This window comes from Curtobacterium sp. NPDC089689 (genome assembly GCF_044749145.1).
GTDB lineage: Bacteria > Actinomycetota > Actinomycetes > Actinomycetales > Microbacteriaceae > Curtobacterium.
Window position 1 is genome coordinate 204,660 of sequence record NZ_JBIVHJ010000003.1, and the last position, 23,647, is coordinate 228,306.

General features: G+C 74.3%; 20 protein-coding genes. 10 read left to right on the forward strand and 10 right to left on the reverse strand.

All coding sequences use genetic code 11. The annotated features are described in order from the left end of the window. Positions 1 to 175: 175 nt before the first annotated feature. From ACIPYW_RS12620 to phoA, 8 genes are all read left to right on the forward strand, one after another. Complete coding sequence (locus ACIPYW_RS12620; protein WP_400414038.1) at positions 176 to 1,777, forward strand: ABC transporter substrate-binding protein; 1,602 nt, start codon at positions 176 to 178, stop codon at positions 1,775 to 1,777. Next, positions 1,774 to 2,805: an ABC transporter permease gene (locus ACIPYW_RS12625; protein ID WP_400414039.1), complete on the forward strand. Its 1,032-nt coding sequence runs from the start codon at positions 1,774 to 1,776 to the stop codon at positions 2,803 to 2,805. Before ACIPYW_RS12620 ends, ACIPYW_RS12625 begins: the two co-directional genes overlap by 4 nt. After that, positions 2,802 to 3,695 carry an ABC transporter permease gene (locus tag ACIPYW_RS12630; protein WP_400414040.1) on the forward strand — a complete coding sequence of 298 codons (894 nt, stop codon included), beginning with the start codon at positions 2,802 to 2,804 and terminating at the stop codon, positions 3,693 to 3,695. Before ACIPYW_RS12625 ends, ACIPYW_RS12630 begins: the two co-directional genes overlap by 4 nt. After that, a complete protein-coding gene (locus ACIPYW_RS12635; protein ID WP_400414041.1) occupies positions 3,692 to 5,506 on the forward strand; it encodes a dipeptide ABC transporter ATP-binding protein in 1,815 nt (604 codons plus the stop codon). Before ACIPYW_RS12630 ends, ACIPYW_RS12635 begins: the two co-directional genes overlap by 4 nt. Beyond that, on the forward strand, positions 5,503 to 7,566 hold the full coding sequence (locus ACIPYW_RS12640) for a CocE/NonD family hydrolase (RefSeq protein WP_400414042.1): 2,064 nt from the start codon (positions 5,503 to 5,505) through the stop codon (positions 7,564 to 7,566). Before ACIPYW_RS12635 ends, ACIPYW_RS12640 begins: the two co-directional genes overlap by 4 nt. Continuing rightward, a complete protein-coding gene (locus tag ACIPYW_RS12645; RefSeq protein WP_400414044.1) occupies positions 7,563 to 8,234 on the forward strand; it encodes a TetR/AcrR family transcriptional regulator in 672 nt (223 codons plus the stop codon). Before ACIPYW_RS12640 ends, ACIPYW_RS12645 begins: the two co-directional genes overlap by 4 nt. A 26-nt stretch (positions 8,235 to 8,260) precedes the next feature. Beyond that, positions 8,261 to 8,677, forward strand: coding sequence for an SIP domain-containing protein (locus tag ACIPYW_RS12650; protein ID WP_290131784.1), 417 nt, complete (start codon positions 8,261 to 8,263; stop codon positions 8,675 to 8,677). Between the two features lie 127 nt (positions 8,678 to 8,804). Then, on the forward strand, positions 8,805 to 10,487 hold the full coding sequence (gene phoA / locus ACIPYW_RS12655) for an alkaline phosphatase (protein ID WP_400414046.1): 1,683 nt from the start codon (positions 8,805 to 8,807) through the stop codon (positions 10,485 to 10,487). 113 nt (positions 10,488 to 10,600) lie between these two features. On the opposite strand, the gene ACIPYW_RS12660 is transcribed toward phoA, so the two are convergent. Genes ACIPYW_RS12660 through ACIPYW_RS12670 form a run of 3 tightly spaced genes read right to left on the reverse strand, consistent with a single transcriptional unit; the run spans position 10,601 to position 14,366 of the window. After that, a complete protein-coding gene (locus ACIPYW_RS12660) occupies positions 10,601 to 11,458 on the reverse strand; it encodes a glycosyltransferase family 2 protein (protein ID WP_400414048.1) in 858 nt (285 codons plus the stop codon). Next, positions 11,455 to 12,945 carry a D-glycero-beta-D-manno-heptose 1-phosphate adenylyltransferase gene (gene rfaE2 / locus ACIPYW_RS12665; protein ID WP_400414050.1) on the reverse strand — a complete coding sequence of 497 codons (1,491 nt, stop codon included), beginning with the start codon at positions 12,943 to 12,945 and terminating at the stop codon, positions 11,455 to 11,457. Before rfaE2 ends, ACIPYW_RS12660 begins: the two co-directional genes overlap by 4 nt. After that, entirely contained in the window at positions 12,942 to 14,366 is a 1,425-nt protein-coding gene (locus ACIPYW_RS12670) for an aldehyde dehydrogenase family protein (RefSeq protein ID WP_400414052.1), read from the reverse strand. Before ACIPYW_RS12670 ends, rfaE2 begins: the two co-directional genes overlap by 4 nt. 119 nt (positions 14,367 to 14,485) lie before the next feature. Here ACIPYW_RS12670 and ACIPYW_RS12675 point away from each other — a divergent pair, with 119 nt between their 5' ends. Further along, the gene (locus ACIPYW_RS12675) at positions 14,486 to 15,580 is read left to right on the forward strand and encodes a glycosyltransferase family 9 protein (RefSeq protein WP_400414054.1); all 1,095 of its coding nucleotides are present in this window, start codon (positions 14,486 to 14,488) and stop codon (positions 15,578 to 15,580) included. A gap of 164 nt (positions 15,581 to 15,744) precedes the next feature. Here the strand turns inward: ACIPYW_RS12675 and ACIPYW_RS12680 are convergent, their stop codons facing one another. The 7 genes from ACIPYW_RS12680 to ACIPYW_RS12710 form a co-directional block, all read right to left on the reverse strand. Then, complete coding sequence (locus ACIPYW_RS12680; RefSeq protein ID WP_290131778.1) at positions 15,745 to 16,449, reverse strand: SDR family oxidoreductase; 705 nt, start codon at positions 16,447 to 16,449, stop codon at positions 15,745 to 15,747. Positions 16,450 to 16,513: 64 nt separating this feature from the next. Further along, the gene (locus ACIPYW_RS12685; protein ID WP_400414056.1) at positions 16,514 to 17,893 is read right to left on the reverse strand and encodes a PfkB family carbohydrate kinase; all 1,380 of its coding nucleotides are present in this window, start codon (positions 17,891 to 17,893) and stop codon (positions 16,514 to 16,516) included. Then, complete coding sequence (locus tag ACIPYW_RS12690; RefSeq protein WP_290131776.1) at positions 17,890 to 18,510, reverse strand: SIS domain-containing protein; 621 nt, start codon at positions 18,508 to 18,510, stop codon at positions 17,890 to 17,892. The genes ACIPYW_RS12685 and ACIPYW_RS12690 overlap by 4 nt, the downstream gene beginning before the upstream one ends. Beyond that, positions 18,507 to 19,808 (reverse strand): glycosyltransferase, encoded by a 1,302-nt coding sequence (locus ACIPYW_RS12695; RefSeq protein WP_400414059.1) that lies wholly within the window; start codon positions 19,806 to 19,808, stop codon positions 18,507 to 18,509. Before ACIPYW_RS12695 ends, ACIPYW_RS12690 begins: the two co-directional genes overlap by 4 nt. Further along, positions 19,805 to 20,821: a glycosyltransferase gene (locus tag ACIPYW_RS12700; RefSeq protein ID WP_400414061.1), complete on the reverse strand. Its 1,017-nt coding sequence runs from the start codon at positions 20,819 to 20,821 to the stop codon at positions 19,805 to 19,807. The genes ACIPYW_RS12695 and ACIPYW_RS12700 overlap by 4 nt, the downstream gene beginning before the upstream one ends. 71 nt (positions 20,822 to 20,892) lie before the next feature. Then, a complete protein-coding gene (locus tag ACIPYW_RS12705; protein ID WP_400414063.1) occupies positions 20,893 to 21,960 on the reverse strand; it encodes a glycosyltransferase family 9 protein in 1,068 nt (355 codons plus the stop codon). Beyond that, the gene (locus ACIPYW_RS12710) at positions 21,957 to 22,508 is read right to left on the reverse strand and encodes a D-glycero-alpha-D-manno-heptose-1,7-bisphosphate 7-phosphatase (RefSeq protein ID WP_400414065.1); all 552 of its coding nucleotides are present in this window, start codon (positions 22,506 to 22,508) and stop codon (positions 21,957 to 21,959) included. Before ACIPYW_RS12710 ends, ACIPYW_RS12705 begins: the two co-directional genes overlap by 4 nt. 102 nt (positions 22,509 to 22,610) lie before the next feature. On the opposite strand from ACIPYW_RS12710, the gene ACIPYW_RS12715 reads away from it, so the two are divergent. Beyond that, positions 22,611 to 23,606, forward strand: a complete 996-nt coding sequence (locus ACIPYW_RS12715) for a glycosyltransferase family 9 protein (RefSeq protein WP_400414067.1) — start codon at positions 22,611 to 22,613, stop codon at positions 23,604 to 23,606. The last annotated feature ends 41 nt before the right edge of the window (positions 23,607 to 23,647 follow it).

Genomic DNA, 23,647 nt, shown 5'->3' on the forward strand with positions numbered 1-23,647 from the left:
CGGGTTGGTAAACACTCAGGCTGCCCGCGCACACCGGACCGACCACGCCGGATCGGTGCACCCGTGCGCATCGAAGCCGCTCCGGACGGGTCCGGCGGCCGGCTGCAGGGGGTTGGGGGATCCCCGAAGTTCCCTTATCGTTCACCGGAACGATTACCAGGAGGGGTCACCCCGAATGCAGCCCATCGTCCACGAGCCCCGGAACGCCCGCGGCCCGAGCCGCCGGACGCTCCTGTCCGGCGCCGCCGGACTCGCCGGCCTCGGCCTGCTCACCCTGACCGGGTGCAGCTCCGGCGCATCGGCCGGCACGAACGCCCTGCCCGAGGTCGCCGCGACCGGCACGGCACGACGCGGCGGCCGACTCCGGGTCGCCCGGCCAGCCGCCTCGGCCGCCGAGACCCTCGACGCCGCGAGCTCGCTCTCCGCCTACGAGTACCTGGGCGCGCTGTACAACCGGCTCGTGAAGCTCGACCAGCAGGGGCAGCCGGTCCCCGACCTCGCCGAGGAGTGGTCCGCCAACGCCGACGGCACCGAGTGGACGTTCCGGCTCCGCCGCGGCGTGCGGTTCCACGACGGGTCGCGCTTCGTCGCGGACGACGCGATCGCGAGCATCCAACACATCCTCGACGAGAAGACCGGCAGCCCGCAGGCCGGGGTCCTCGGCGAGGTGATGGACGCCCGGTCGATGACCGCCGTCGACCCGTACACGCTCCGGTTCGCGCTGACGAAGCCGAACGCGGAGTTCCCGTCCCTGCTCACGGCGTACCAGTGCTACATCGTCCCCGCGGACGCCGTGGCCGACATCGGGCGGACCGGCATCGGCACGGGCCCGTTCCGGCTGTCGTCGTTCACCCCGGCCGGTGCCGGGAGCGTCGAGGCGTTCGACGACCACTTCGCGGGGCGCCCGGCGCTCGACGGCATCGACTTCTTCTCGATCCAGGACACCACCGCGCGGGTCAACGCCCTCCTCGCGGGACAGATCGACCTCATCTCGCAGACGAACCTCGACTTCGCCACGGCGCGGGTCGTGGCGGCGTCGGACCGGGCGACGATCGCCCGTTCGGAGAACGCCCAGTGGTACACGATCCCGATGCTCGCGACGAGCGACGAGTTCCGCGACCCCCGCGTCCGCCAGGCCATGAAGCTCGCCTACGACCCCCGCTCGATCGTCGAGACCGCGCTCCAGGGCACCGGTTCGCCCGGCTGGGACAACCCCGTGCCGCCGCAGCTCGCCGCGTTCGTGGACGACCACCGCGAGCACGACCCGGACAAGGCGAGGGCACTGCTCAAGGCCGCCGGCCGGTCGGACCTGCGTGCATCGATCTACACGTCGAGCTACGAGTCGGTCTTCACCCCGATGGCCGTGGCCTACCGTGACGCCGTCGCGGACGCGGGCATCCGCCTGACGGTGCAGAACGCCAGCTCGGACTCGTACTACACGCAGATCTGGATGCAGAAGCCGCTCATGGTGAGCTACTGGTTCACCGGGCGCCCGATCGACCAGCTGCTGAACCAGATCTTCCGGTCCGGGTCCTCCTACAACGAGAGCGCCTGGTCGAACGAGCGGTTCGACGCCCTGCTCGACGACGCCCGCGCCGAGATGGACGACGCCAAGCGCCTGACGCTCTACCAGGACGCCCAACGACTCATCGTCGAGGACGGCGCCGACATGACCCCGATGTTCGGGGACCGCCTGGTCGGGCTGTCCCGCGACGTCGTCAACTACTCGGAGTACGGCTTCGAGTTCGACTGGCTCCGGATCGGACTGCGCCGATGACGACCACCACCAGACCGACGGACGTCATCGTCCCCGTCCTCCGCCGACTCGGGATCGCCGTGCTCACGGTGGTCCTTGCGTCGCTCTTCGTGTTCCTCGCGGTGCAGGCGCTGCCCGGCGACGTCGCGCAGCAGCTCCTCGGGCAGAACGCCACACCCGAGGCCGTCAAGCAGCTCCGCGAGTCCCTCGGCCTCGACCAGAACGTGTGGCTGCGCTACCTCGAGTGGCTCGGCGGTGCGGTGCACGGCGACTTCGGGACGTCGCTCGTCAGCGGCGAACCCGTCGCACCGACGCTCTTCACGGCCTTCCGGAACAGCATGCTCATCGCCGTCCCCGCGATGCTCGTCGGCGTCACGCTGTCGCTGTTCCTCGGGGTGCTCGCCGGGGTCCGTCGCGGCCGCGCCACCGACCGGGTGGTCTCGATCGTCAGCCTGGTCGTGATGAGCGTCCCCGAGTTCATGGTCGCGACCGTGCTCGTGCTGCTCTTCGCGATCGGCCTGCCGCTGTTCCCCGCGGTCGTGCTGCGGGGGAGCGACGCCACGGTCGGTGAGCTCCTGCCGACCATCTGGCTGCCGATCATCGTGCTCACGCTCGCGATGGCCGCGTACATCGTGCGGACGGCGCGGTCCTCGACGATCGACGTGATGGCGTCCGAGTTCGTCACGACCGCGGAGCTCAAGGGCCTCTCGATGCGCCGGGTCGTGTGGAAGCACGCCGTGCCGAGCGCCCTGCTGCCGACCCTCACGGTGATCGCGCTCAACGTGGCGTGGCTGCTCGGCGGCGTGGTCGTCGTGGAGAACGTCTTCAACTACCCCGGCATGGGCAAGCTCATGCTCGAGTCCGTGTACGACCGCGACCTGCCGACCATCGAGGCCATCGCGCTCCTCAGCGCGGTCGTGTACGTCGTGTGCAACCTCGCGGCGGACCTCGTCGCGCTCGTGCTCGACCCGAAGCTCCGCACACGCCATCGCCGGACCCGCGTCCGACGCGCGAGCGCGACGAGCCGATCCAGGAAGGCAGCCGCATGACCGCCGTCGCCCCCCGTCCGACCGGCACCCTGCGACCCGGTGCGGTCGGCCGTGTCCTCGCCCCGCTGCGCGGCTCCACCGCCCTGTCCGTCGGGCTCGGTCTCATCGCGGTCCACCTCGTGCTCGCGGTGCTGGCGCCGGTGATCGCCGGTCACAGCCCGGTCGTGACGAACGCCGGCGACGTCCTCTCCGGCCCGACGTGGACGCACTGGCTCGGCACCGACCAGTACGGCCGCGACGTGCTGTCCCGCACGCTGAACGGCGGCCGGTACGCGCTCCTCGTGACCTTCCTCGCGACGACCATCGCGGTCGCGGTCGGCACCGTCCTCGGCGCCGTCACCGCGTACGCCGACAACTGGTTCGACGAGGTCGTGATGCGGATCGTCGACGCCCTGCTCAGCGTGCCGTCGATCCTCGCGCTCCTCGTCGTCGTGACGGTCTTCGACGCCGGGCTCTGGGTCATCGTGCTCGCGGTCACGATCGTCTACGCCCCCGCCGTGACCCGCGTGGTCCGCGGTGCCGCACGCACCGTGATCACGCAGGACTACGTCACCGCAGCGCGCGCCCGCGGCGAGCGCCCGCTGTCGATCGTGTTCCGGGAGATCCTGCCGAACGTGCTCGACGTGGTGCTCGTCGAGTACGCGATGCGGGCGTCCTGGATCGTGCTGCTCGTCGCGTCGCTGTCGTTCCTCGGGTTCGGTGCGAACCCGCCGACGCCGGACTGGGGTCTCATGGTGCAGGAGAACCGGACGGCGTTGACCGTCGTGCCGCTCGGCACGCTCGCGCCGATCGTCGCCCTCGCCACCCTCGTGGTCGGCCTCAACCTCGCCGCGGACGGACTCGCGAAGTCCCTCGGCGTCGACCGTGCGACGCAGGGAGCGAGCGCATGACCGCCACCGCCACGACCACCGCGACCACACCGGGCGGGACTGCCGACGGTCCCGTCGTCCAGGTCGACGACCTCGCGGTCTCCTACGCCGCGGGGTCCCGGACCGTCCCGGTCGTCCGCGGGGTGTCGTTCACGATCGCCGCCGGCCGGACCCTGGGGCTCGTCGGGGAGTCGGGCAGCGGGAAGTCGACGGTCGCCCGCACGCTCCTCGCGCACCTCCGTGCCGGTTCCGTGGTCGAGCGCGGCACCGTCCGGGTCGGCGGCGAGGACGTCTTCGCGCTCTCACCGGCCGGTCGCCGAGCCCTCCGCGGCGGCACGGCGAGCGTCGTCGCCCAGAACGCCGGACAGGCACTGACACCGTCGATGCGGATCGGCGAGCAGATCCGCGAGGCGCTCCGGGCGCACGGCGAGCCCGACGGCCCGGAGCGGGTGGCGGAGCTCGCGCGTCTCGTCCGTCTGCCGTCACCGGAGACGATCGTCCGGCGCTTCCCGCACCAGCTCTCGGGCGGGCAGCAGCAGCGTGTCGCGATCGCGATGGCGGTCGCCGCCCGGCCCCGGGTCCTCGTGCTCGACGAACCGACGACCGCGCTCGACGTCGTCACGCAGGCGGCGGTCCTCGACCTCGTCGCGGAGCTCGGTCGTGAGCTCGGCATGGCCGTCCTCCTCGTCAGCCACGACCTCGGCGTGGTGTCGGCGATGGCCGACGAGATCGCCGTCATGCGCGCCGGCGAGGTCGTCGAGCACGCCGTGACGGCGGCGCTCTTCGCGTCGCCGCAGCACGAGTACACGCGTGCCCTGTTGGCTGCGGTGCCGGACGGGCGACGGCGGGGGGGCGCGGGTTGCCCGGCCCTGGAGGTGACCGTCCCGGGGACGGTCGCCGACGACGCGACGCGCTCCGGGCCTCCCGTCGGCACGCGTCCGGTGGTGACGGCCGAGGACCTGGTGATCCGGTACGGACGCGGCCTGCCGGCCGCCGTCGACGGGGTCTCGTTCACCGTCGGTCCGCGCGAGACCCTCGCGGTGGTGGGGGAGTCGGGGAGCGGCAAGTCGACGCTCGCGACCGCGCTCGCGGGGCTGGTACCGGCCGAGTCGGGGACGTTCGCCTTCGACGACGGCACGGTGTCCGGTGACCTCGGGGTCCCGGTCGGGGCGCGGTCGCCCGACCTCCGGCGCGCGGTGCAGCTGGTGTTCCAGAACGCGGACACGTCGCTGAACCCCCGCCGTACGGTGGGCTCGGCGATCGGCCGACCGCTGCGGCTCTTCACGGGGTCGTCGTCGCGTGAGCGGGTGGGGGAGCTGCTCACCCTGGTGGGCCTCGGCCCGGAGTTCGCGGACCGGCTGCCCGCGCAGCTGTCCGGCGGGCAGCGGCAGCGCGTGGGGATCGCGCGCGCACTCGCCGCGGAGCCCCGTCTCGTGATCGCGGACGAGATCACGACGGCGCTCGACGTGCAGGTGCAGGCCGGCATCCTCGCGCTGCTCGCCGACCTGCGGCGCGAGCGGGGGCTGAGCTGCCTCTTCATCAGCCACGACCTCGCCGTCGTCCGGGGCGTCGCGGACCGGGTCGCGGTCATGACCGGCGGTCGGATCGTCGAGATCGGGCCGACCGAGGCGGTGTTCGGCGGGTCGAACCACCCGTACACGTCGACGTTGCTCGCCGCGACGCTCGAACCGGGCAGTACAGAGTTGCCGGACGTCGACGACGGCGTGCAGCACTGGCAGCACGACGAGGGGTGGACCGACCACGGTGACGGCCACCTCGTGCGGAACTGGACGGACCGCGCCGTGGGCGTCGGGAACGGAGTGGACGGATGACCCAGCACCTCACCGCGATCGGGACGCCCGACGGCCTGCCGGACGGCGTCGTCGTCCGTGACGAGTGGATCCCGATGCCCGACGGGGTGCGGCTGCACGCCCGGATCTGGTCGCCCGCGTCCGCTTCGCCGTCGTCCGGGGCGCCGGTGCAGCGCGTCCCGGTGCTGCTCGAGTACCTGCCGTACCGGCTCGACGACTGGACGGCGCCGCGTGACTCGGAGCGGCACCCCTGGTACGCCGAGCACGGGTACTCCTCGGTGCGGGTGGACGTCCGCGGGACGGGGTCGTCCGACGGGTTCTTCGACGACGAGTACAGCGAGCAGGAACTGCGCGACGGCGAGGCCGTGATCGCGTGGCTCGCCGAGCAGCCGTGGTCGACCGGAGCCGTCGGCATGTTCGGCATCTCGTGGGGCGGGTTCAACGCGCTCCAGCTCGCGGCCCGCGCCCCCGAGGCGCTCAAGGCGATCGTGACCGTCTGCTCGACCGACGACCGGTACGACAACGACGTGCACTACGTCGGCGGGGCGCTCCTCGGGATCGACATGGCGGCGTGGGGCGCGACGATGTTCGCGTTCAACTCGCGTCCGCCGCGCCCCGAGGTCGTCGGCGACGGGTGGGTCGAGCGGTGGCGGGAGCGGCTCGACGCGAACCGTCCGATGACGCCGACGTGGCTCGCCCACCAGGAGCGCGACGACTACTGGCGTCACGGCAGCGCCGCCGAGGACTACGCCGGGATCTCCGCCGCGGTCCTCGCGGTCGGTGGGTGGGCGGACCCGTACCGGGACGCCGTGCTGCGGTTGGTCGCGAACGTGTCGGCGCCGGTCAGGGGCATCGTCGGGCCGTGGTCGCACCAGTACCCGGACCGCGGGCTCGCGCCGGGGCCGTCGATCGGCTTCCTGCAGGAGACGCTGCGCTGGTGGGACCGATGGCTCCGAGGGATCGACACGGGCGTCGAGGACGACCCGGCCCTGCGGGCGTGGATCAACGAGGGCGAAGCACCCGCGTCGTACTACGACCAGCGACGCGGTCGCTGGGTGGGTGCGGAGGCGTGGCCCTCCACGGCGACGTCCGTGCGGGCGGTGCCGCTGTCGGCGCTGCAGGGCGGCACGGACGGCGCGGTCGTCGTCCGGTCGCCGGAGCACACCGGGGTCGACGCCGGCCGGTTCTTCCCGTTCGGCAACGCCACCGACCTGCCGCCGGACCAGCGTGCCGAGGACGGACGGTCGGTGTGCTTCGACCTGCCGGTGGACGAGTCGTTCGACCTGCTCGGGAACGTCCTCGTGGACCTGACCGTCACGAGCGACCTGCCGCGCGCCACCGTCACCGTGCGCCTGTGCGACGTCGCGCCGGACGGGTCGTCGACGCTCGTCACGCGCGGTGTGCTGAACGCGTCGGCCCGGGGAGGGATGGACCGCGCCGACCCGCTCGAACCGGGTGAGCCGACGGTGCTCCCCGTGCGCCTCGTCTCGACCGGACACCGGTTCGCCGCCGGGCACCGCCTCCGGATCGCGGTGTCGACGGCGTACTGGCCGTGGGTGTGGCCGCACGGCCAGAGCCCGACCCTCGTGGTCGATCCGTCGGCGTCCGCGCTCCGGCTGCCGCTGTGGACGAGGACGACCGACGACGGCGTCACGTTCGAGGCGCCGGAGCGGTCGACACCGCTCGCGATCGAGCGCGTCGAGCCGTCGGAGCCGCTGCCGCAGCGGACCGTCACGCACGACGTCGAGACGGGGCAGTGGACGCTCGACGTCGATCCCGGCTACGGCGGGGGCCGCGTCTACCCGGACGGGCTCGTCTTCTCCGAGGACGCGCGCGAGACCTACCGCATCCGGACCGGCGACCCGACGAGCGCCCGGGCGTCGTCGCGGTGGGCGATCGGACTGGCGACAGACGACTGGGCGGCGCGCCTCGAGACGACCTCGGAGCTCAGCGCGTCCGAGGACACGTTCCACGTCGAGAACACCGTGCGGGCGTGGGCGCGGGACGGCGCGGCGGGCACGCCGGAGGTGCTCGTCGCGGAGCACACGTTCGTCGACGACGTGCCGCGGACGTCCGCGTGAGCGCGGCGTCGGGTGCTCCGGCGGCGGGCGGTTCCCGGACCCGTGCCCGGCAGCGCCCCGAGGTCCGCCGGGCGATGATCGTCGCGGCCGCCCGCGAGGTCATCGTCCGCCGCGGGGTCGGCGCCACCGGCCTCCGCGACATCGCTGCCGAGGCGGGGGTGTCGGTCGGGACGGTCACCTACCACTTCGACAGCGTCGCCGAGATCCTCAACGAGGTCGTGGTGCTCGAGACCGAGCGCTTCTACGGCGCGATCGTCGAGGCCGTCGACGCCGAACCCGACCCGGTGCGGGCCGTCCGGATGCTCGTCGAACCGCTGTTCGCCGAGCGGCAGGAGGTCCGTGAGCACTGGCGGGTCTGGTCGGACTACTGGACCGCCGTCGTCCGCCGGCCGGAGGTCGCGGCCGAGTACGCCGAACGCATCCGCGTCTGGGAGGCCTGCCTCGTGCGGGTCCTGCGCCGCGGCGTCGAGACCGGCGTGTTCGCGGCGTCGGCGCACCCCGAGACCGTCGCCCTCCAGCTCGCGGCGTACAGCGACGGCGTCGCGACGCAGATCCAGCAGGGCGTGCCGGGCCTGACCACCTCCGTCGCGCTCGAGTGGATGTGGTCGTTCCTCGCCCACGAACTCGGTCCCGCGCTGGTGCGGGTCCCGACGGAACCCTTGTCGTGAGCGCGCACGGGCCCTACGGTGTCCGGATGACCAGGAACCGGCAGGAGCCCGCCCCGCGCGTGCTCGTCGCGGGCTGCGCCGACGACCTGCCGGAGATCCACCGCCAGCTCCTGGAGTTGCCCGACACCGCGTACGGGCAGGTGTTCGTCGAGGTCGCCCTCGCGGACGAGGTCCGCATCCTGCCCGCCCCGCCCCGCGTCGGCGTCACCTGGCTCGTCCGGAGCACCAGGGGGTCACGGATCGCGTCGCTCGTCTTCGCGGACCGCGGTGAGGCGTTGGCCGAGGCCGTCATCGGCTGGGCGGCGGAGTGGTGCGTCGCGGGCAGCGAGCCGTGCACCGTGCTCTGGATCGGGTGCACCGAGAGCCCCTGGGTCGAGCGGGCCCGGTCGGTCGTGCAGCTCGACCTCGACGACGCCGGCCAGCAGGTCGAGATCGGCGGCTGACCGCGGCGGGCTGTCCGCTGCACGTCGTCGTTCACCTGCCGGTCGTGGCGCGTTCACGAGCCTGTACCGCTGCACAGGCATCCTCTGACGGCACCCGTTCGGGGCACGTCCAGAGGGGATCCACCACATGCAGCACACGACCAAGCGACGCCGTGCGGCGCTCGCGCTCGGCGCAGCCGTCATCGTCGGCGCCGTCGCACTGCCGGGCACGGCCGAGGCCGTCGCCCAGCTCGCGCTGAACCAGCACGGCGGTGCCGCCCGCCACCAGGGCGACCAGACCCGGAACGTCCGTCAGGCGATCCAGAACGCCGGCGCGAAGAACGTCATCCTGCTCATCGGCGACGGGATGGGCGACTCCGAGATCACCGTGGCGCGCAACTACCAGTACGGCGCAGCAGGCCGGCTCCCCGGGCTCGACGCCCTGCCGATGACCGGCTCGTACACCACGTACTCGCTCGTGAAGAGCGGGGAGAACAAGGGCAAGCCCGACTACGTCACCGACTCGGCGGCGTCCGGCAGCGCGTGGGCGACCGGCACGAAGACCTACGACGGCGCCATCTCGGTCGACGTCGACGGGAAGCCCCAGCAGTCCCTCCTCGAACTCGCGAAGGCGAACGGCTACAAGACCGGCGACGTCTCCACCGCCGAGATCCAGGACGCCACCCCCGCCGTGCAGGTCGCGCACGTCGGCTCGCGCTCCTGCTACGGCCCCGACACCGCGGCCTGCGGCACCGACGCCCTGCAGGCCGGCGGCCTCGGCTCGATCAGCGAGCAGTTGCTGAACGCCCGCCCGGACGTCGCCCTCGGCGGCGGCTCCGCGAGCTTCGAGCAGACCGCGAAGGCCGGCCAGTGGGAGGGCAAGACCCTGTTCGAGCAGGCCGACGATCGCGGCTACCAGCTCGTCGACGACGCCGCCGGGCTCGCTGCGGTCCGCAAGGCCGACCAGCGCCAGCCGCTCCTCGGGCTCTTCACGCCGGGCAACTTCCCGACGCGCTTCGCCCCGACCACCGCGACCGTCGGTGGAGCGGACGCCGCACCGACGCGCTGCACGCCGAACCCGGCACGTCTCGACACCGGGCTCTCGCTCGCGTCGCTGACGAACAAGTCGATCGGTCTCCTGCAGCAGAAGCACGGGAAGAAGGGCTTCTTCCTCCAGGTCGAGGGCGCCAGCATCGACAAGCAGGACCACGCCGCCGACGCCTGCGGTCAGATCGGCGAGACGATCGACTTCGACGAGGCCGTCCAGGCCGCGCTCGCGTTCGCGAAGAAGGACGGCAACACGCTCGTCATCGCGACCGCCGACCACGCCCACTCGAGCCAGATCGTCGACAACACGCCGCCGGCGGCGCTCTCCACCGCGCTCGTGACGGCCGACGGCACCACGATGAAGGTGTCCTACGGCACCGCGGCGGCCGGCGGCTCGCAGCAGCACACCGGCACGCAGGTCCGCATCGCCGCGTACGGCCCCGGCGCCGCGAACGTCGTCGGGCTCTCCGACCAGACCGACACGTTCTTCACGATCCGCGACGGGCTCGGCCTGTCGGAGGACGTCGCCGCGCTCAGCCGTGGCGCACGGGTCGACGTGTCCGACCGGTCGCCGCGTCGTGGCGAGCGCGTCACGGTCACGGGCAGCCGGTTCGCCGGCGACCGCCAGGTCCGGGTGCAGCTCGGCGACACCGACCTCGGCACGCTCGACCTGGTCGACGGCACCGCGGCGACGACGTGGCGCGCCGAGCGCGCCACCACGACGCTCACCTTCACCGGCTCGCAGACCGGCAAGGTCGCGACCGCGCAGGTGCGCGTGCGCTGACGCGCGTGATGCGGACGGGAGGCCCGTGGCGGGATCGCCACGGGCCTCCCGTCCGTCACGCGGTGCGTCACGCGGTCCGTCCCGCGCCCGTCACGCGGCGCGGCGCACCGTCCTCAGCGGAAGACGACGTCCGGTGCGTCCACGCGTCGGTCCGTGACCGTGGTGGGCGACTCCAGGTGCACCGCCCCCGACGGCACGATCCCCGCGCCGCCGAAGCGCTCCATCACGCGCCACTGGGCGACGACGTCCTCGCCGGCGTGTTCCGGCGGCAGGTCCGGCCAGAAGCGGAAGCCGCCGACGGACTCGAGCCGCTCCCGGTCGTAGAGCACGCAGGCACCGACCCAGGCCACCCGGTAGGGCACCCAACCGCCGTGCTCGACGTCGAGGTCCGAGGCGACGTGGGCGAGGTTCGCGGCGTTGTGGAGCGACCAGCGGTCGTGGGCCGGGGTCCCGCGGCGGACCACCTCCGGCTCGACACCGTCCGACCACGGTTCGAACACCGCGGTCTCGTGCGGGCGCCGGTCGGCGAGGTACGACAACCCCTGCACCGCCGACCCCACGAAACCGCAGTCGAGCGTCCGGAGGGCGTCGAGCATCCGCCGCACCGTGCCCGGTTCGAGCCAGACGTCGTCGTCGAGGAACAGCACGGTCGGCGCCGAGGCGTGGTCGAGCAGGAACTGCCGGTGCTCCGCGAGACCCAGCCGCTCACGGTGGGTGCGGAGCGTGACGGGCCGGCCCTGTGCCTCCAGGACGCGGAGCATGGCGGCGACGGCGGGCCGGGAGGCGGCGTCCCCGTCCGTGGACTGGTCGCTCAGGACGAGCCGCAGGTCGACGTCCATCTGCGCCGCGAGCCCGGCGAGCGTCGTCGCGAGTTCGGCGGACCTGCCGACCGTCGGTACCAGGACGTCGACCGCGGGCGCTGCCCCGTCGACCCGGGGCCGAGCCCAGTCGCCGGACCAGCGTGCGGTCACGAGGATTCGCGGATGCGTCGCACGACCGCGGTCGTGGAGTGCTCCGCGACGTAGTCGACCATGACGACCTCACCGCCGTACTCCCGCACCACCGCGGTCTCGCGGAGCATCTCGGGCGAGTAGTCCCCGCCCTTCACGTAGACGTCCGGGCGGATGCGACGGAGCAGCGGGATGGGCGTGTCGGTCGCGAACACCGTGACGAGGTCGACGCACGCGAGCGCTGCGAGGACTCCGGCGCGGTCCTCCGCCGTGTTGATCGGGCGCTCCGGGCCCTTCAAGCGGCGCACGGAGTCGTCGTCGTTCAGCGCCACGACGAGCAGGTCGCCGAGCTCGCTCGCCTGGCGCAGGTACGTGGTGTGCCCGCGGTGGACGACGTCGAAGCAGCCGTTCGTGAACACGATGCGGCGACCGGCTGCGCGGGCTGCGGTGACGGCGTCGGCGAGTTCGTCGTGGTCCACGACGGTCTCCGCCGGGGCGGTCACCGAGTCGACCAGCGCACGCGCCGAGCACACGGAGGTGCCGGCCTCGCGGACGACGACGTCGGCGGTGGCCTGCGCGAAGGACACGGCCTGCCGACGGTCGGCGCCGACGGCGAGCGCCACGGTGGCTCCGGCGCAGAAGGTGTCGCCGGCACCGGACGCCTGTTGCTCAGCAGCCGGCGTCGCCCGGGTCCGGAAGGCTCCGTCGGTGTCGGGGTCGAGCAGCACGGTGCCGTCGCGGTCGAGGGTCACGACGGCGGCCCGGGCACCCGTCGCTGCGAGGAGCGCGTCGCGGGCATCGATGACCGCGGCCGCACGGGCGGAGCCCTGGCCGAGGTCGACACGGGCTCCGTCCGCGCCCGCGCGCGCAAGGAGTGCCGTGGTCTCGCCGGCGTTCGGCGTCACGAGGTCCGGGTGCAGTCCCGCCCAGCGGGTCAGGTCGTGCGCGTCCACGACGACGGCGTCCGGACGGTCGCGGTCGAGCACCGGCACGACGGTCTCCGGGTCGACGCCGAGGCCGTAGTCACAGATCACCGCGGCGTCGGCGCAGCGGACGGCACGGGCGACGGCCTCACCGAAGCGTGCCCGGGCGGCGTCGTCCGGCGGCGCGGCGATGTCGTCGACACGGACCACGACACGGTCCCCCCCGACGACCCGGTCCTTGGTGGTGGTGCGGGCGCCGGAGACCTCCACGAGGAAGGTCGTGTCGACGCCGGCCGCGGCCAGCCGGTCGCGCAGGGTCCGACCGGACTCGTCGTCGCCCACGTACCCGACCATCCGGACCCGGGCGCCGAGCGCGCGGGCGTTCACGGCGGTGTTGGCCGCGCCGCCGGGCACGGCGATGCTCTCGGTCACGCGGACGATCGGGGCCGGGGCCTCGCGCGAGACCCGCTCGGCCTCGCCGACGGTCCAGCGGTCCAGGATGCCGTCGCCGATGACGACGACGAGCGGCTCGCGGTCGTCGATGCGACCCACGAGTTCGCGGACGAGCCGCACGTCGGCGGTCACCGGACACCACCCGCGGGCTCGAGGTGGACGACGGTCGTGGTGGTGAGCTCGTCGAGGAGGTGCGGCCCGTACCCGAACCCGGAGCCGGACGCACCACGGGGTTCGGCGCTGCCGCCGGGCGCGCCGCCGAAGACGGCGTTCACCTTGACGGTGCCGACCGGCAGCTCCGCCGCGGCACGCAGCGCGTTGCCGGTGTCGTTCGTGAGGACCGTCGCCGCGAGACCGTAGCGGTCGGCAGCGGCGAGCCGGATGCCCTCGTCGAACGAGTCGACGACGCGGACCGGGGCGACCGGGCCGAACGTCTCCTCGGTCATCACGGTCATCTCGTCGGTCACCTCGGTGAGCACCGTGGCCGGGTACGCCGACCCCGGTCCGTCCGGGACGACCCCGCCCGTGCGGAGGACGGCCCCGCGGGCGACGGCGTCACGGACCTGCGCGTGCACGGCGTCCCGCATCCGACCGTCGACCAGCGGGCCGTACTCGGCGGAGGGTGCGGCCGTCCGGCGGTCGGCCTCGGCGACGAGCGCGGCGACGAAGGCGTCGGCGACGGCACGGTGGACGTACACCCGCTCGACGCTCGTGCAGATCTGGCCGGTGTTCGCGAAGGCTCCGAGCGCCACCTGCGCCGCGGCCCACGCGGGGTCGACGTCGGCGTCGACGACGACGGCGTCGTTCCCGCCGTTCTCCCGCACGACGTGGGCGCGGGTGCGGGTGGCGACCTCGGACAGCCGGTCACCGGTCGCGGTGGAGCCGACGTGCGCGTACACGTCGATGCCGTCCTGTTCGAGCAGCAGTTCCCCCGTGGCCGCGTCACCGTCGACCCCGACGAGGACACCGTCGGGCAGGACCTCGGCGAGGAGGGCGTTCAGGCGGGCGATCGTGGCCGGGCTGCGCTCGGAGCCCTTGTGCACCACGGTGTTGCCGGTGACGATCGCCGCGCCGAGGATCCCGCACGCCACCGCGACCGGGTCGTTCCAGGGCGTCAGGGCGAGCACGACGCCGCGGGGGTGCGGCACGGTCCAGTCGGCGGCGCCGTGCTGACCACGGAGCGACTCGCCGCGGTGGACGGGCCCGAGCTCCGCGTACTGCAGGAGCGTGCCGATCCCCGCCTCGACCCCGCCGAGCGCGTCCCCGGGGACCTTCCCGGTCTCGCGCGTGTTCAGTGCAGCGAGTTCGTCCGCGTACCCGCGGAGGTGCTCGGCCGCGGCCCGGAGCAGCGCCCCGCGTTCCGCAGGAGCCGTCCGACGCCAGGCCGGGGCGGCCGCACGGGCTCGTGCGACGGCGTCCCGCACGTCCGCGGCGGTGGCACGCGGCGTGGTCGAGGCGACGGAGCCGTCCACCGGGTCAACGACGACGAGGTCGGACGAGCCGGAGTCCGTCGGGGCGGAGGCGGTGGCGGTGCGAGGGGCGGCGAGGGTCATGCGGGTCCTTCCGTGCGGGACTCGCACGTTCCTCGGACGGCCCTGGACACGGTCACGGATCCGCGCTTCTCGTCCATCCCCCGCCGGACGGTCGGCCCCGGGTGGGTAGACCTGGACCGGTGCAACTGATCGGCAACGGTGGTCCCCGGTTCGACGACGTCCACGAGATCGCGGTGCTGCGGGGCGGGGGACTCGGTGACCTGCTGTTCGCCGTGCCCGCGATCGACGCCCTCGCCGCCGCGTACCCACACGCCCGCGTGACCCTGCTCGGCACCCCCGTCGCGCCCGCGGTGCTCGCCGGTCGCACCGCCTCCGTGCACGCCTTCGAGGAACTGCCGATCGCGACGGGCGTCCGGGACTCCGGTGCGGGCGCGCCCAGCCGGGAGGACTTCGACGCCCGGACGCGCGGACGCTTCGACCTCGCCGTGCAGCTCCACGGCGGTGGTCGGAACTCGAACCCGTTCCTGCTCGCGCTCGGCGCCCGGCACACCGTCGGCACCGCCACCGAGGACGCCGAGGTCCTGGAACGCTGGGCCCGCTACGTCTACTACCAGCACGAGGTGGTCCGCGCGCTGGAGGTCGTCTCGCTCGCCGGGGCCGCTCCGGTGACGCTCGACCCGCGCCTCCTCGTGACGGAGCCGGAGCGGGCCGCGGTCCGCGAGCGGCTGGGGGTCGCGGACCGGCTCGTCGCCCTGCACCCCGGAGCGACGGACCCGCGGCGGCGCTGGAGCCCGGAGCGCTTCGCTGCGGTCGCCCGGGAACGGCTGGCGGCCGGGGACGACGTCGTCCTGGTCGGTGACGCCTCGGACCGGGCGGCGGCGGACGCGATCCGCGCCGAGCTCGGGGACCCCGCACGCCTGCACGACCTCGTGGGCACCCTGGCCCTGACGGAGCTGCCCGTGGTGCTCGCCGCTGCCGACGTCATGGTCGGCGACGACTCCGGGCCGCGACACCTGGCGGTCGCGGTCGGCACGCCCACGGTCGGCGTGTTCTGGTTCGGCAACGTCGTCAACGCGGGTCCGTTCGACCGTGGCCGCCACCGCGTCCACATGTCCTTCGTGACCCGGTGCCCGGTGTGCGGGATCGACGTCACGCAGGTCGGGTGGACGGCCGAACGTTGCGCGCACGACCCGTCGTTCGTCGACGAGGTCACACCCGAGGTCGTCCTGACGGACGTCGCCGACCTGCTGGCGACGGTCGCGCCGCGACGCTGACGGTCGCGCCCCGACGCGACCACGTGACCGACTGGCGCGCCCCGCTCAGCGGCGACGCGAAGCGTTGCGCGGGGCGCGCCGACCGAGCCTGCGAGGGAGGACGGTGCCAGCCGGCACCGCGCCTCCCGTCCGTCACGTGGTCGCGACCAAACGCCTGGTGACGCCTACGGCCAGCTCGGCTCGGTCGCCGGCATGATCGACAGCTCACGGATCTCGCAGCCCGCGGGCTGCGCGAGGGCGAAGACGATCGCGTTCGCGACGTACTCCGGCTCGATGAGCTGCGCGTCCGGACCCGGCTTGTACTGCTCCGTGCGGTCGGCGAAGAAGTTCGTGCGCATGCCGGCGGGGATCACGTTGGTGACGCCGATCCGACCGCCGGTCTCCGCGGCGAGTGCCTGCGAGAACCCGCGGACGCCGAACTTCGACGCCGAGTAGGCGGTGCCGTCGCCGACGCCGCGCAGGGCGAGTGACGAGGAGATCGTGACGACCCGGCCGTGCGTGGCCTCGAGGGCGGGCAGCGCGGCACGGACGACCGCGGCGGTGCCGAGGAGGTTCACGGCGACGATGCGCTCCCAGTCGCCGGACGAGATGCCGCCGATCGGGGCCGGCTTGTCGATCCCGGCGGCGGTGACGACCGCGTCGAGACCGCCGTGCCGCTCCGCGGCGTCCCGGACCGCCTGCTCGGTCGCGGCGGTGTCCGTGACGTCGACCGCGACGGCGTCGACGCCCTCGGGCACGGCGTCGACGGCGAGGTCGAGCACGACGGGGGTGCCGCCGGCCTCGGTGACGGCGGCGACGACCGCTGCGCCGAGCCCGGAGGCGCCGCCGGTGACGAGGACGCGACCGATGGGGGTGGTGGGGACGGGCATGGACTTCCTTTCGTGAGGGTGGGGCACGGTCCCGGTCCCGCGTGCTGCGGGCAGGGCGTGCCGCTCAGCCGACGTGCGCGAGCGCCGCGGCGAGACGGGTGGTGGAGCGGCCGGGGTGGAAGGGGACGGTGACGACGCGTCCGCCCCACTCGGCGAGGGTGGCCGCCTCGGGGAGGTCGGCGGCGTCGTAGTCGCCGCCCTTCGCCCAGACGTCCGGACGGAACCGGCGGAGCGCCTCGTCCGGCGTGTGCTCGTCGAAGACAACGACGGCGTCGACGCAGTCCAGCGCGAGCAGGAGCTCCACGCGGTCGTCCTGCGTCATGATCGGCCGCTCGGGACCCTTGAGCGCCCGGACGGAGTCGTCCGAGTTGAGGCACACGACCAGGCAGTCACCGAGCGCCCGGGCCGCCGACAGGGTCCGGGCGTGTCCGGCGTGCAGCAGGTCGAAGCAGCCGCCGGTGGCGACGACGGTGCCGCCCTCGGCGCGGACCCGGTGGACCAGGCGCATCGCGTCGCGGTCGACGCCCGGCACGGCCACGGGTTCGGCACCGTGGTCGGCGAACAGCGCGGCCACGCCACCCGCCGCGATGTAGGCGGAGGCGTCCGCGACCCCGGCGGCCACGGCGTCGGCGACGTCGGCTCCGTCGGCGAGCGCGACCGCGACCCCGGCGGCGAGTCGGTCGCCCGCGCCGCACGGGTCGCCGACCGTGGCGGAGGGGGCCGGGACGAAGCGGCTGCCCGACGAGGAGGCGACGAGTGCGCCGCGGTCGCCCATCGTGACCGCCACGGCGTGTGTGCCCCAGCGCTCGCGGAGGGCTGCGGCGGCGTCGGTCGCGAACGGGACGCCGTCGCCGCCGAGGCCGCTGGAAGCACGGGCCTCCGCGGTGTTCGGGGTGGCGATCGTGGTCCCCGGGACCGGCTCGGCGCCCTTCGGGTGGGGGTCCCAGACGACGGGCGTGTGCGCGGCCACGGCGGACAGTGCCGCGCGGAGAGCGGGCGCGGCGGCCACGCCCCGGCCGTAGTCGGCGACGACGATGGCGTCGGCCCCGGCGAGGGCGGCGGTCATCTCGGCGGTGACGTCCGGGACGGGCGGGGTCGCGCAGCCCTCGTCGATGCGGACGAGTGCGTGGTCGACGACGCGGACGCGGGTCTTCACCGGCGTCGGTGCACCGGACGGCCCGGCGACGACGCGCACACCGGGGAGGAGCGCACGGACCTCCTCGCCGCGGCCGTCGTCCGAGAGCACGGTGACGAGGGTCACGTCGTGGCCGTCCTTCGCGAGCATGGTCGCGACGAGTCCGGCGCCACCGGCGCGGCGGTCGTCGGTGCGGACGTCGACGACGGGCACCGGGGCGTCGGGGCTCAGGCGTTCGCTCGTGCCGGAGACGTCGACGTCGAGCAGGGTGTCCCCGACGACGACGATCCTCCGCGCGGCGCCGGTCACCGGCGGGCTCCGCGGCGCAGGGCCGGCTCCATCGCGCGGCACAGGGCGTGCACGAGGACGAGCTGCGCCTCCTGCACGTTCGCGGAGGGGCCGTCGATGCAGATCGCGTCGTCGACGATCGACGCGAGGGGGTTCGGCCGGGGCCCGGTCATGGCGATCGCGAGTGCGCCGACGGCCCGTGCGGCCTCGGCGGCGCGGAGCAGGTTCGGACTCTTGCCGCTCGTGCTCAGCAGCACGACGACGTCCCCGGCGCGGGCATGGGCCCGGACCTGGCGGGCGAACACCTCGTCGTACCCGTAGTCGTTGCCGATCGCGGTGACGGCGGAGGTCTCGGCGTGCAGCGAGATCGCCGAGTACGCCGGACGGTCGCCGTCGAACCGGCCGGTCAGCTCGGACGTGAGGTGCTGCGCCTCGGCCGCCGATCCGCCGTTGCCCGCGGCGAGGAGCCGCCGGCCCGCGACGAGTCGCGTCGCGATGTCGTCGGCCCAGGCCGCGATGTGGTCGCCGTGGTCGACGAGCGAGGCGATGACGGGGACGGACGCGGCGACGTGGTCGCGGACGAGCCGGACGCTGTCCACGCCGGTCCCGGTCGCGGGCTGGGTCGGGGAGATGGTCATCGTGCGGTCCTCTCGGTGGTCGCGGTGCGACGGGGGGCGCGACGTGCGCCGGAGCGGGTGTCCGCGACCGCGCCGCCGCCGGCGATGAGCCGGTCGTAGACGCGCTCGCTCTCGGCGGCGACCTTCTGCCACGTGTACCGGGCGACCGCGCGTTCGCGGCCGGCGGCACCGAACGCCTCACGGCGCTCGGGGTCCTCGAGGAGCGTGCCGATCGCGGTCGCGACGGCGTCCTCGTCGCGCGGCGGGACGTGCAGGCCGGTGGCGTCCTCCACGACGGTGTCGATGAGGCCGCCGACGCTCGACGCGACGACCGGTCGGCCGCACGCCATCGCCTCGAGGGGCACGATCCCGAACGGCTCGTACCAGGGGGCGCACACCACGACGTCGGCGCTCCGGTACACGGCGGGCATGTCGTGCTGGCCGAGCTGCCCGCGGAAGTGCACGTGGTCCCGGATGCCGAGCGACCGGGCGAGTGCGTCGAGGCGCTGGTACTCCGGGTCGTCGGGCAGGTCGGCCCCCGCGACACCGGCACCTCCGACGACGACGAGTTCGACGTCGCGGCCCTCGTGCACGAGCTCGGCGACGGCCGCGATGGTCGTGCCGACGCCCTTGCGCTGCACGAGTCGGGACGCGGTGAGCACCCGCTGCGTCCGGCCCCGAGCCTCGACGGGTCCGTCCGGCCGGAAGGTCTCGACGTCGACACCGCACGGCACGACGGAGATGCGGTGCAGGGGGACACCGAGGGCCTTGAGCTCGAACGCCTCGTCCGAGCAGGTCGCGACGACCTGGTCGACGCTCCTCCCGACGGCGGGCTCGACCCACTCGCGCTCGACGGGGCTCGTGTCCGCCGCTCCCTGGTGGCGGCGCTTGACGACCCCGAGCGCGTGGAACGTCTGCGCGACGGGGATCCGCACCCCGCCGGTGCGTGCCTGTACCAGGGCGACGGCCTCGAGGGCGGCGTGCCCGGACATCCAGAAGTGCGCGTGCACGACGTCGGGCCGGTCGACGAACCACTCGGCGGCCAGGACCGAGGCGAACGTGCCCATGTACGGGAACAGCTCGTCCTTCGGCACCGCGCGGGCGGGTCCGGCGTCGACGTGGACGACCTCGACGCCGGGGCGCAGGAGCACCCGCACGGGCAGGTCGGACGCGTCGCGTCGGGTGTAGACGGTCACTTGGTGACCGCGGTCGGCGAGCGCGCCGGACAACTCGGCGACGTGCACGTTCTGGCCGCCGGCGTCGACGCCGCCGAGGGTCGCGAGCGGACTCGCGTGCTCGGAGACCATCGCGATCTTCATCGGGCACTCCCTTCGAGCACGACCTCGGTCGTGCCGTTCCGCCGCGCTGTGCGCGCGGTCCGGTGGTCGGTGACGACCCGGTCGAGCAGGTCGTCCCAGTCGGCGGTGAACCGCGCGAGCGCGTGGCGCTCCAGCGCGGCCTCCCGGGCGACGGCACCGCGTCGGCGCGCCTCGTCCGGGTCCTCCAGCAGCAGCCGGGAGGCACGGACCAGCTCGTCGACGTCCGTCGCGATCGCGCCGGCGTCGGCGGGCACGGTCCGTGGTGCGTCCGTCGTCGCGAGGACGAGGACGGGCATCGCCATGTGCATCGCCTCGATGAGCGACAGCCCGAGGGACGTCCACCGGTTCGGGTGCACGTACGCACGACGCTCCGCGAGCGCGCGGTGCATCGGGTCGGCGGGGACGTCTCCCTGCGCGACGACGCGGTCGCCGAAGCCGAGCTCGCCGATCCGCTCGGTGCCGATGCCCCAGAGGTCGACGGGCGCCACCGAGGCGAAGCGGGGGAGCAGGTCCGTGCCGACGACCCGGCCGCGGCGGACCGGTTCGTTGATGACGACACCGAAGCGTCCGAGGGACCCGGTGTACAGCGGCCCGGGGTCGACGACGCCGTGCTCGACGACGGTCGTCGGCGTGGTGCCGCAGTCCCACATGAGGGCGTTCCAGTGCGTGACGTGGGCGATGACGAGGTCGCCGCGGTCCCGCAGCGGGTGGCGGCTGTTCGGGACGTCGACGCGTGGTGCGTTGTGCTCGACGAACACGATCGGCACCGAGCGGCCCCCCAGCAGCCGCTCGGCCGCCTCGAGCTCCTCCGTGCGCTGCAGCACGACCACGTCGACCTCGACGTCGGCGACGTCCTCCGGCGCGATCTCGACGACCGAGTCCGGCCAGTCCCGGCCTCCGCGTCCGAGGCCGTCGGCGTCGCGCGCCGCGGTCGTCGGGACGAGGTACTGGTGCTGGCCGCGGACGAAGGCGTCCATCCAGCCGCCGTGGACGTGCCACACGAGGATGCGCATGCAGGCCTTCCGGGTCGAGGAGCAGGAGGAGAAGGAGAAGCAGTGGCGCACGCTACGCAGCACTCACCCGGCTACGGCGCAGGAAGGTGCTCGGTGATCCGCGAAGCGCGGTCCTGCAGTCGCCGGTGCGCATCCAGCACATCCTGGACGGACACACGGGCCAGGCAGGGGTGGCCCGAGACCGGGCACTCGCGGGCGCGGCTGAGGCGGCACGGTGTGCTCTGGTCGCCGAGCACCTCGACGAGCGGCGCGTACGGCGCCCACTTCACCGCCGGGACGACGGGGGAGAACAGGCTGACGATCGGCACGCCCACGGCGGCCGCGAGGTGCGCCGGACCGGTGTTGCCGACGACGACCACCTCCGCTCCCGCGAGCACTGCGGCGAGCTCCGCCGGGGTCGTCGAGCCGCCGAGGTCGATGCCGGTGGACCCGGCGACCTCGGCCGTCAGTGCCCGCTCACCGGGCGATCCCGTGACCACCACGGGCACCCCGACGGCGGCGTAGGCGGCGACGAGCGCTCGGTGCTGCTCGGCCGGCCACGCCCGGGCCGGGACGCTCGCACCGGGGTGGACGACCACGTACCTGCCCAGACCGGCCACGGACGCGGGTGGGGCGGCGTCGAGGCGCACCGCGAGCCTCCCGGCATCGTCGTCGGGGAGCGCGAAGCCCGCGGCCCGCGCGATGCGCAGCGCACGCTCGGGCTCGGGGAGGTCCTCGGGCAGGTCCTCGCCCGGTCGGAGGCGCACGTCGAGGAGCGACCCGGGGTGGTCGACCGACGCGCCGCTCACCCGCGGGACGCCGGCGAGCCGGAGCAGCAGCGCGAGCGGCAGCGGGGACTGGTGGAAGGACGTCAGGACGACGGCCTCGTCCGGGCGCTCCTCGGCGACCAGTGCGCGGAACTCGTCGACGACGGCGTCGTCGATGGGTCGGGCGGTCTCGGTCACCCACGGTGCCGCCCACGTCCGGAGGCTGTCGACGCCGGGGAGCAACCGGCCCGCGGGGGCACCCTGCGGGCCGCAGAGGAGCGTGACGTGCGAGGCGCCGGCGGCGACCGCACGCACTGCCGGACCGGCGACGAGGACGTCGCCGAAGGAGTCGAGCCGCGCGACGAGGGCGCGCGGGCCGCGGGTGCCGCTCACGCGACCGGCGTCGGACGCTGTGCGAGGACGAGCGTCACGGCGTCGTCGAGGGTCGCGGCGACGGTGTCCGCAGCGTCGACCTCGGCCGGTCGGGTCCGCGCGGTGGGGACGAGGATGCCCTGCGCCCCGGCCGCCCGGGCCGCCTCGACGTCGGCGCCGATGTCCCCGATCACGACGAGCTCGGAGGCGGGCACCCCGAGCGCCTCGGCGGCGCGCAGGACCATGCCGGGTCGGGGCTTCCGGCACTCGCAGCCGTCGTCGGCGTCGTGCGGGCAGACGCACCACACGTCGAACGGGCCGATCAGCTCGTCCACCCGCGCGTTCGTCGCGTCGACCTGCGCCCGGGAGGCCATGCCCTTCGCGATCACCGACTGGTTCGTCACGACCCCGGTCCGCAGGCCCGCGGCGCGGACGCGCTCGACGGCCCGGTGCGCCCCCGGAACCGGGACGACCAGGTGCGGGTCGGCGTTGTAGGGCACGTCGATGACGAGGGTGTCGTCACGATCGAAGAGGACGCCGCCGACGGGGCGGTCCGGTGCGAGGGCCATGCACCGAGCAGTACCGGTCCGGCACCCCGCGTCGGCCCAGGAAGAGCCGTTCCGCGCGGGGCTGACCGCGCCCGCAGGGACGCCCGCCTAGCGTCCGCGACCGTGACCGCCCTGCCGACCATGCCTCCGTCCGACGGCCGACCGGAGCTCCTCGTGCTCCGCGCCATCAAGCTCGGGGACCTGCTCGTCGCCGTGCCCGCCCTGACCGCGCTGCGTCGTGCGTTCCCCGGCCACCGGATCACCCTCGCGACGACGGCCTGGCTCGCCCCCGTCGTCGAGCTCGTCCCGGCGGTCGACGTGCACCTCGCCCAGCACGGGCTCGACCACCCGATCGCCGCCCCGACCGGCTCCGTCGACGTCGCGGTGAACCTGCACGGGGTGGGACCCGAGTCGAACGACCTGCTCGAGGCCCTCCGACCCGGCCGGGTGGTCGGCCACCGGGACCCGGACCGCGGACACGACGGTCCGGAGTGGCCCGAGGGCCTGAACGAACGCGAGCGGTGGGCACGCCTGCTCACCTGGCACGGCATCCCCGCCGACCCGGACGAGGTCGCGATCGACCGGCCGGCGACGCCGTCCGTCGCGTCCGGCGCCGCGGTCGTGCACGTCGGGGCCTTCCACGGCGCACGGCACTGGCCGACCGACCGCTTCGCCGAGGTGGTGCGCGGGCTCCGGGCGCGCGGACACGACGTGGTCCTGACGGGAGGCGCGGACGACGTCGACCGCGCCCGTGCGGTCGCGGACGCGGCCGACCTGCCGCCGCGGGCGGTCCTCGCGGGAGTCCTCGACCTGCAGCCGTTCGCGGCGGTCGTGGCCGACGCCGCGGTGGTCGTCACCGTCGACACGGGCGCGGCACACCTGGCTTCCGCCTACGGGGTGCCGTCGGTCGTCCTGTTCGGCCCGGCCCCGCCCGAGGCGTGGGGTCCGCCGGCTTCCGGTCCGCACGTCGTGCTCACCGACGCAGCGCAGCGACGCGGCGACGTGTTCTCCGAGGAGCCGGACCCGGCGCTGCTCGCGGTGGGGCCGGACGACGTGCTCGCGGCCGTGGACGGACTCGGGGTCGTGCCGGTGCGGTCGGGTCCAGCCGTTCGTCAGTAGGTTCGGGAGCGGGCAGCCGGAGGGTCCGGCCGCCGGGAGGG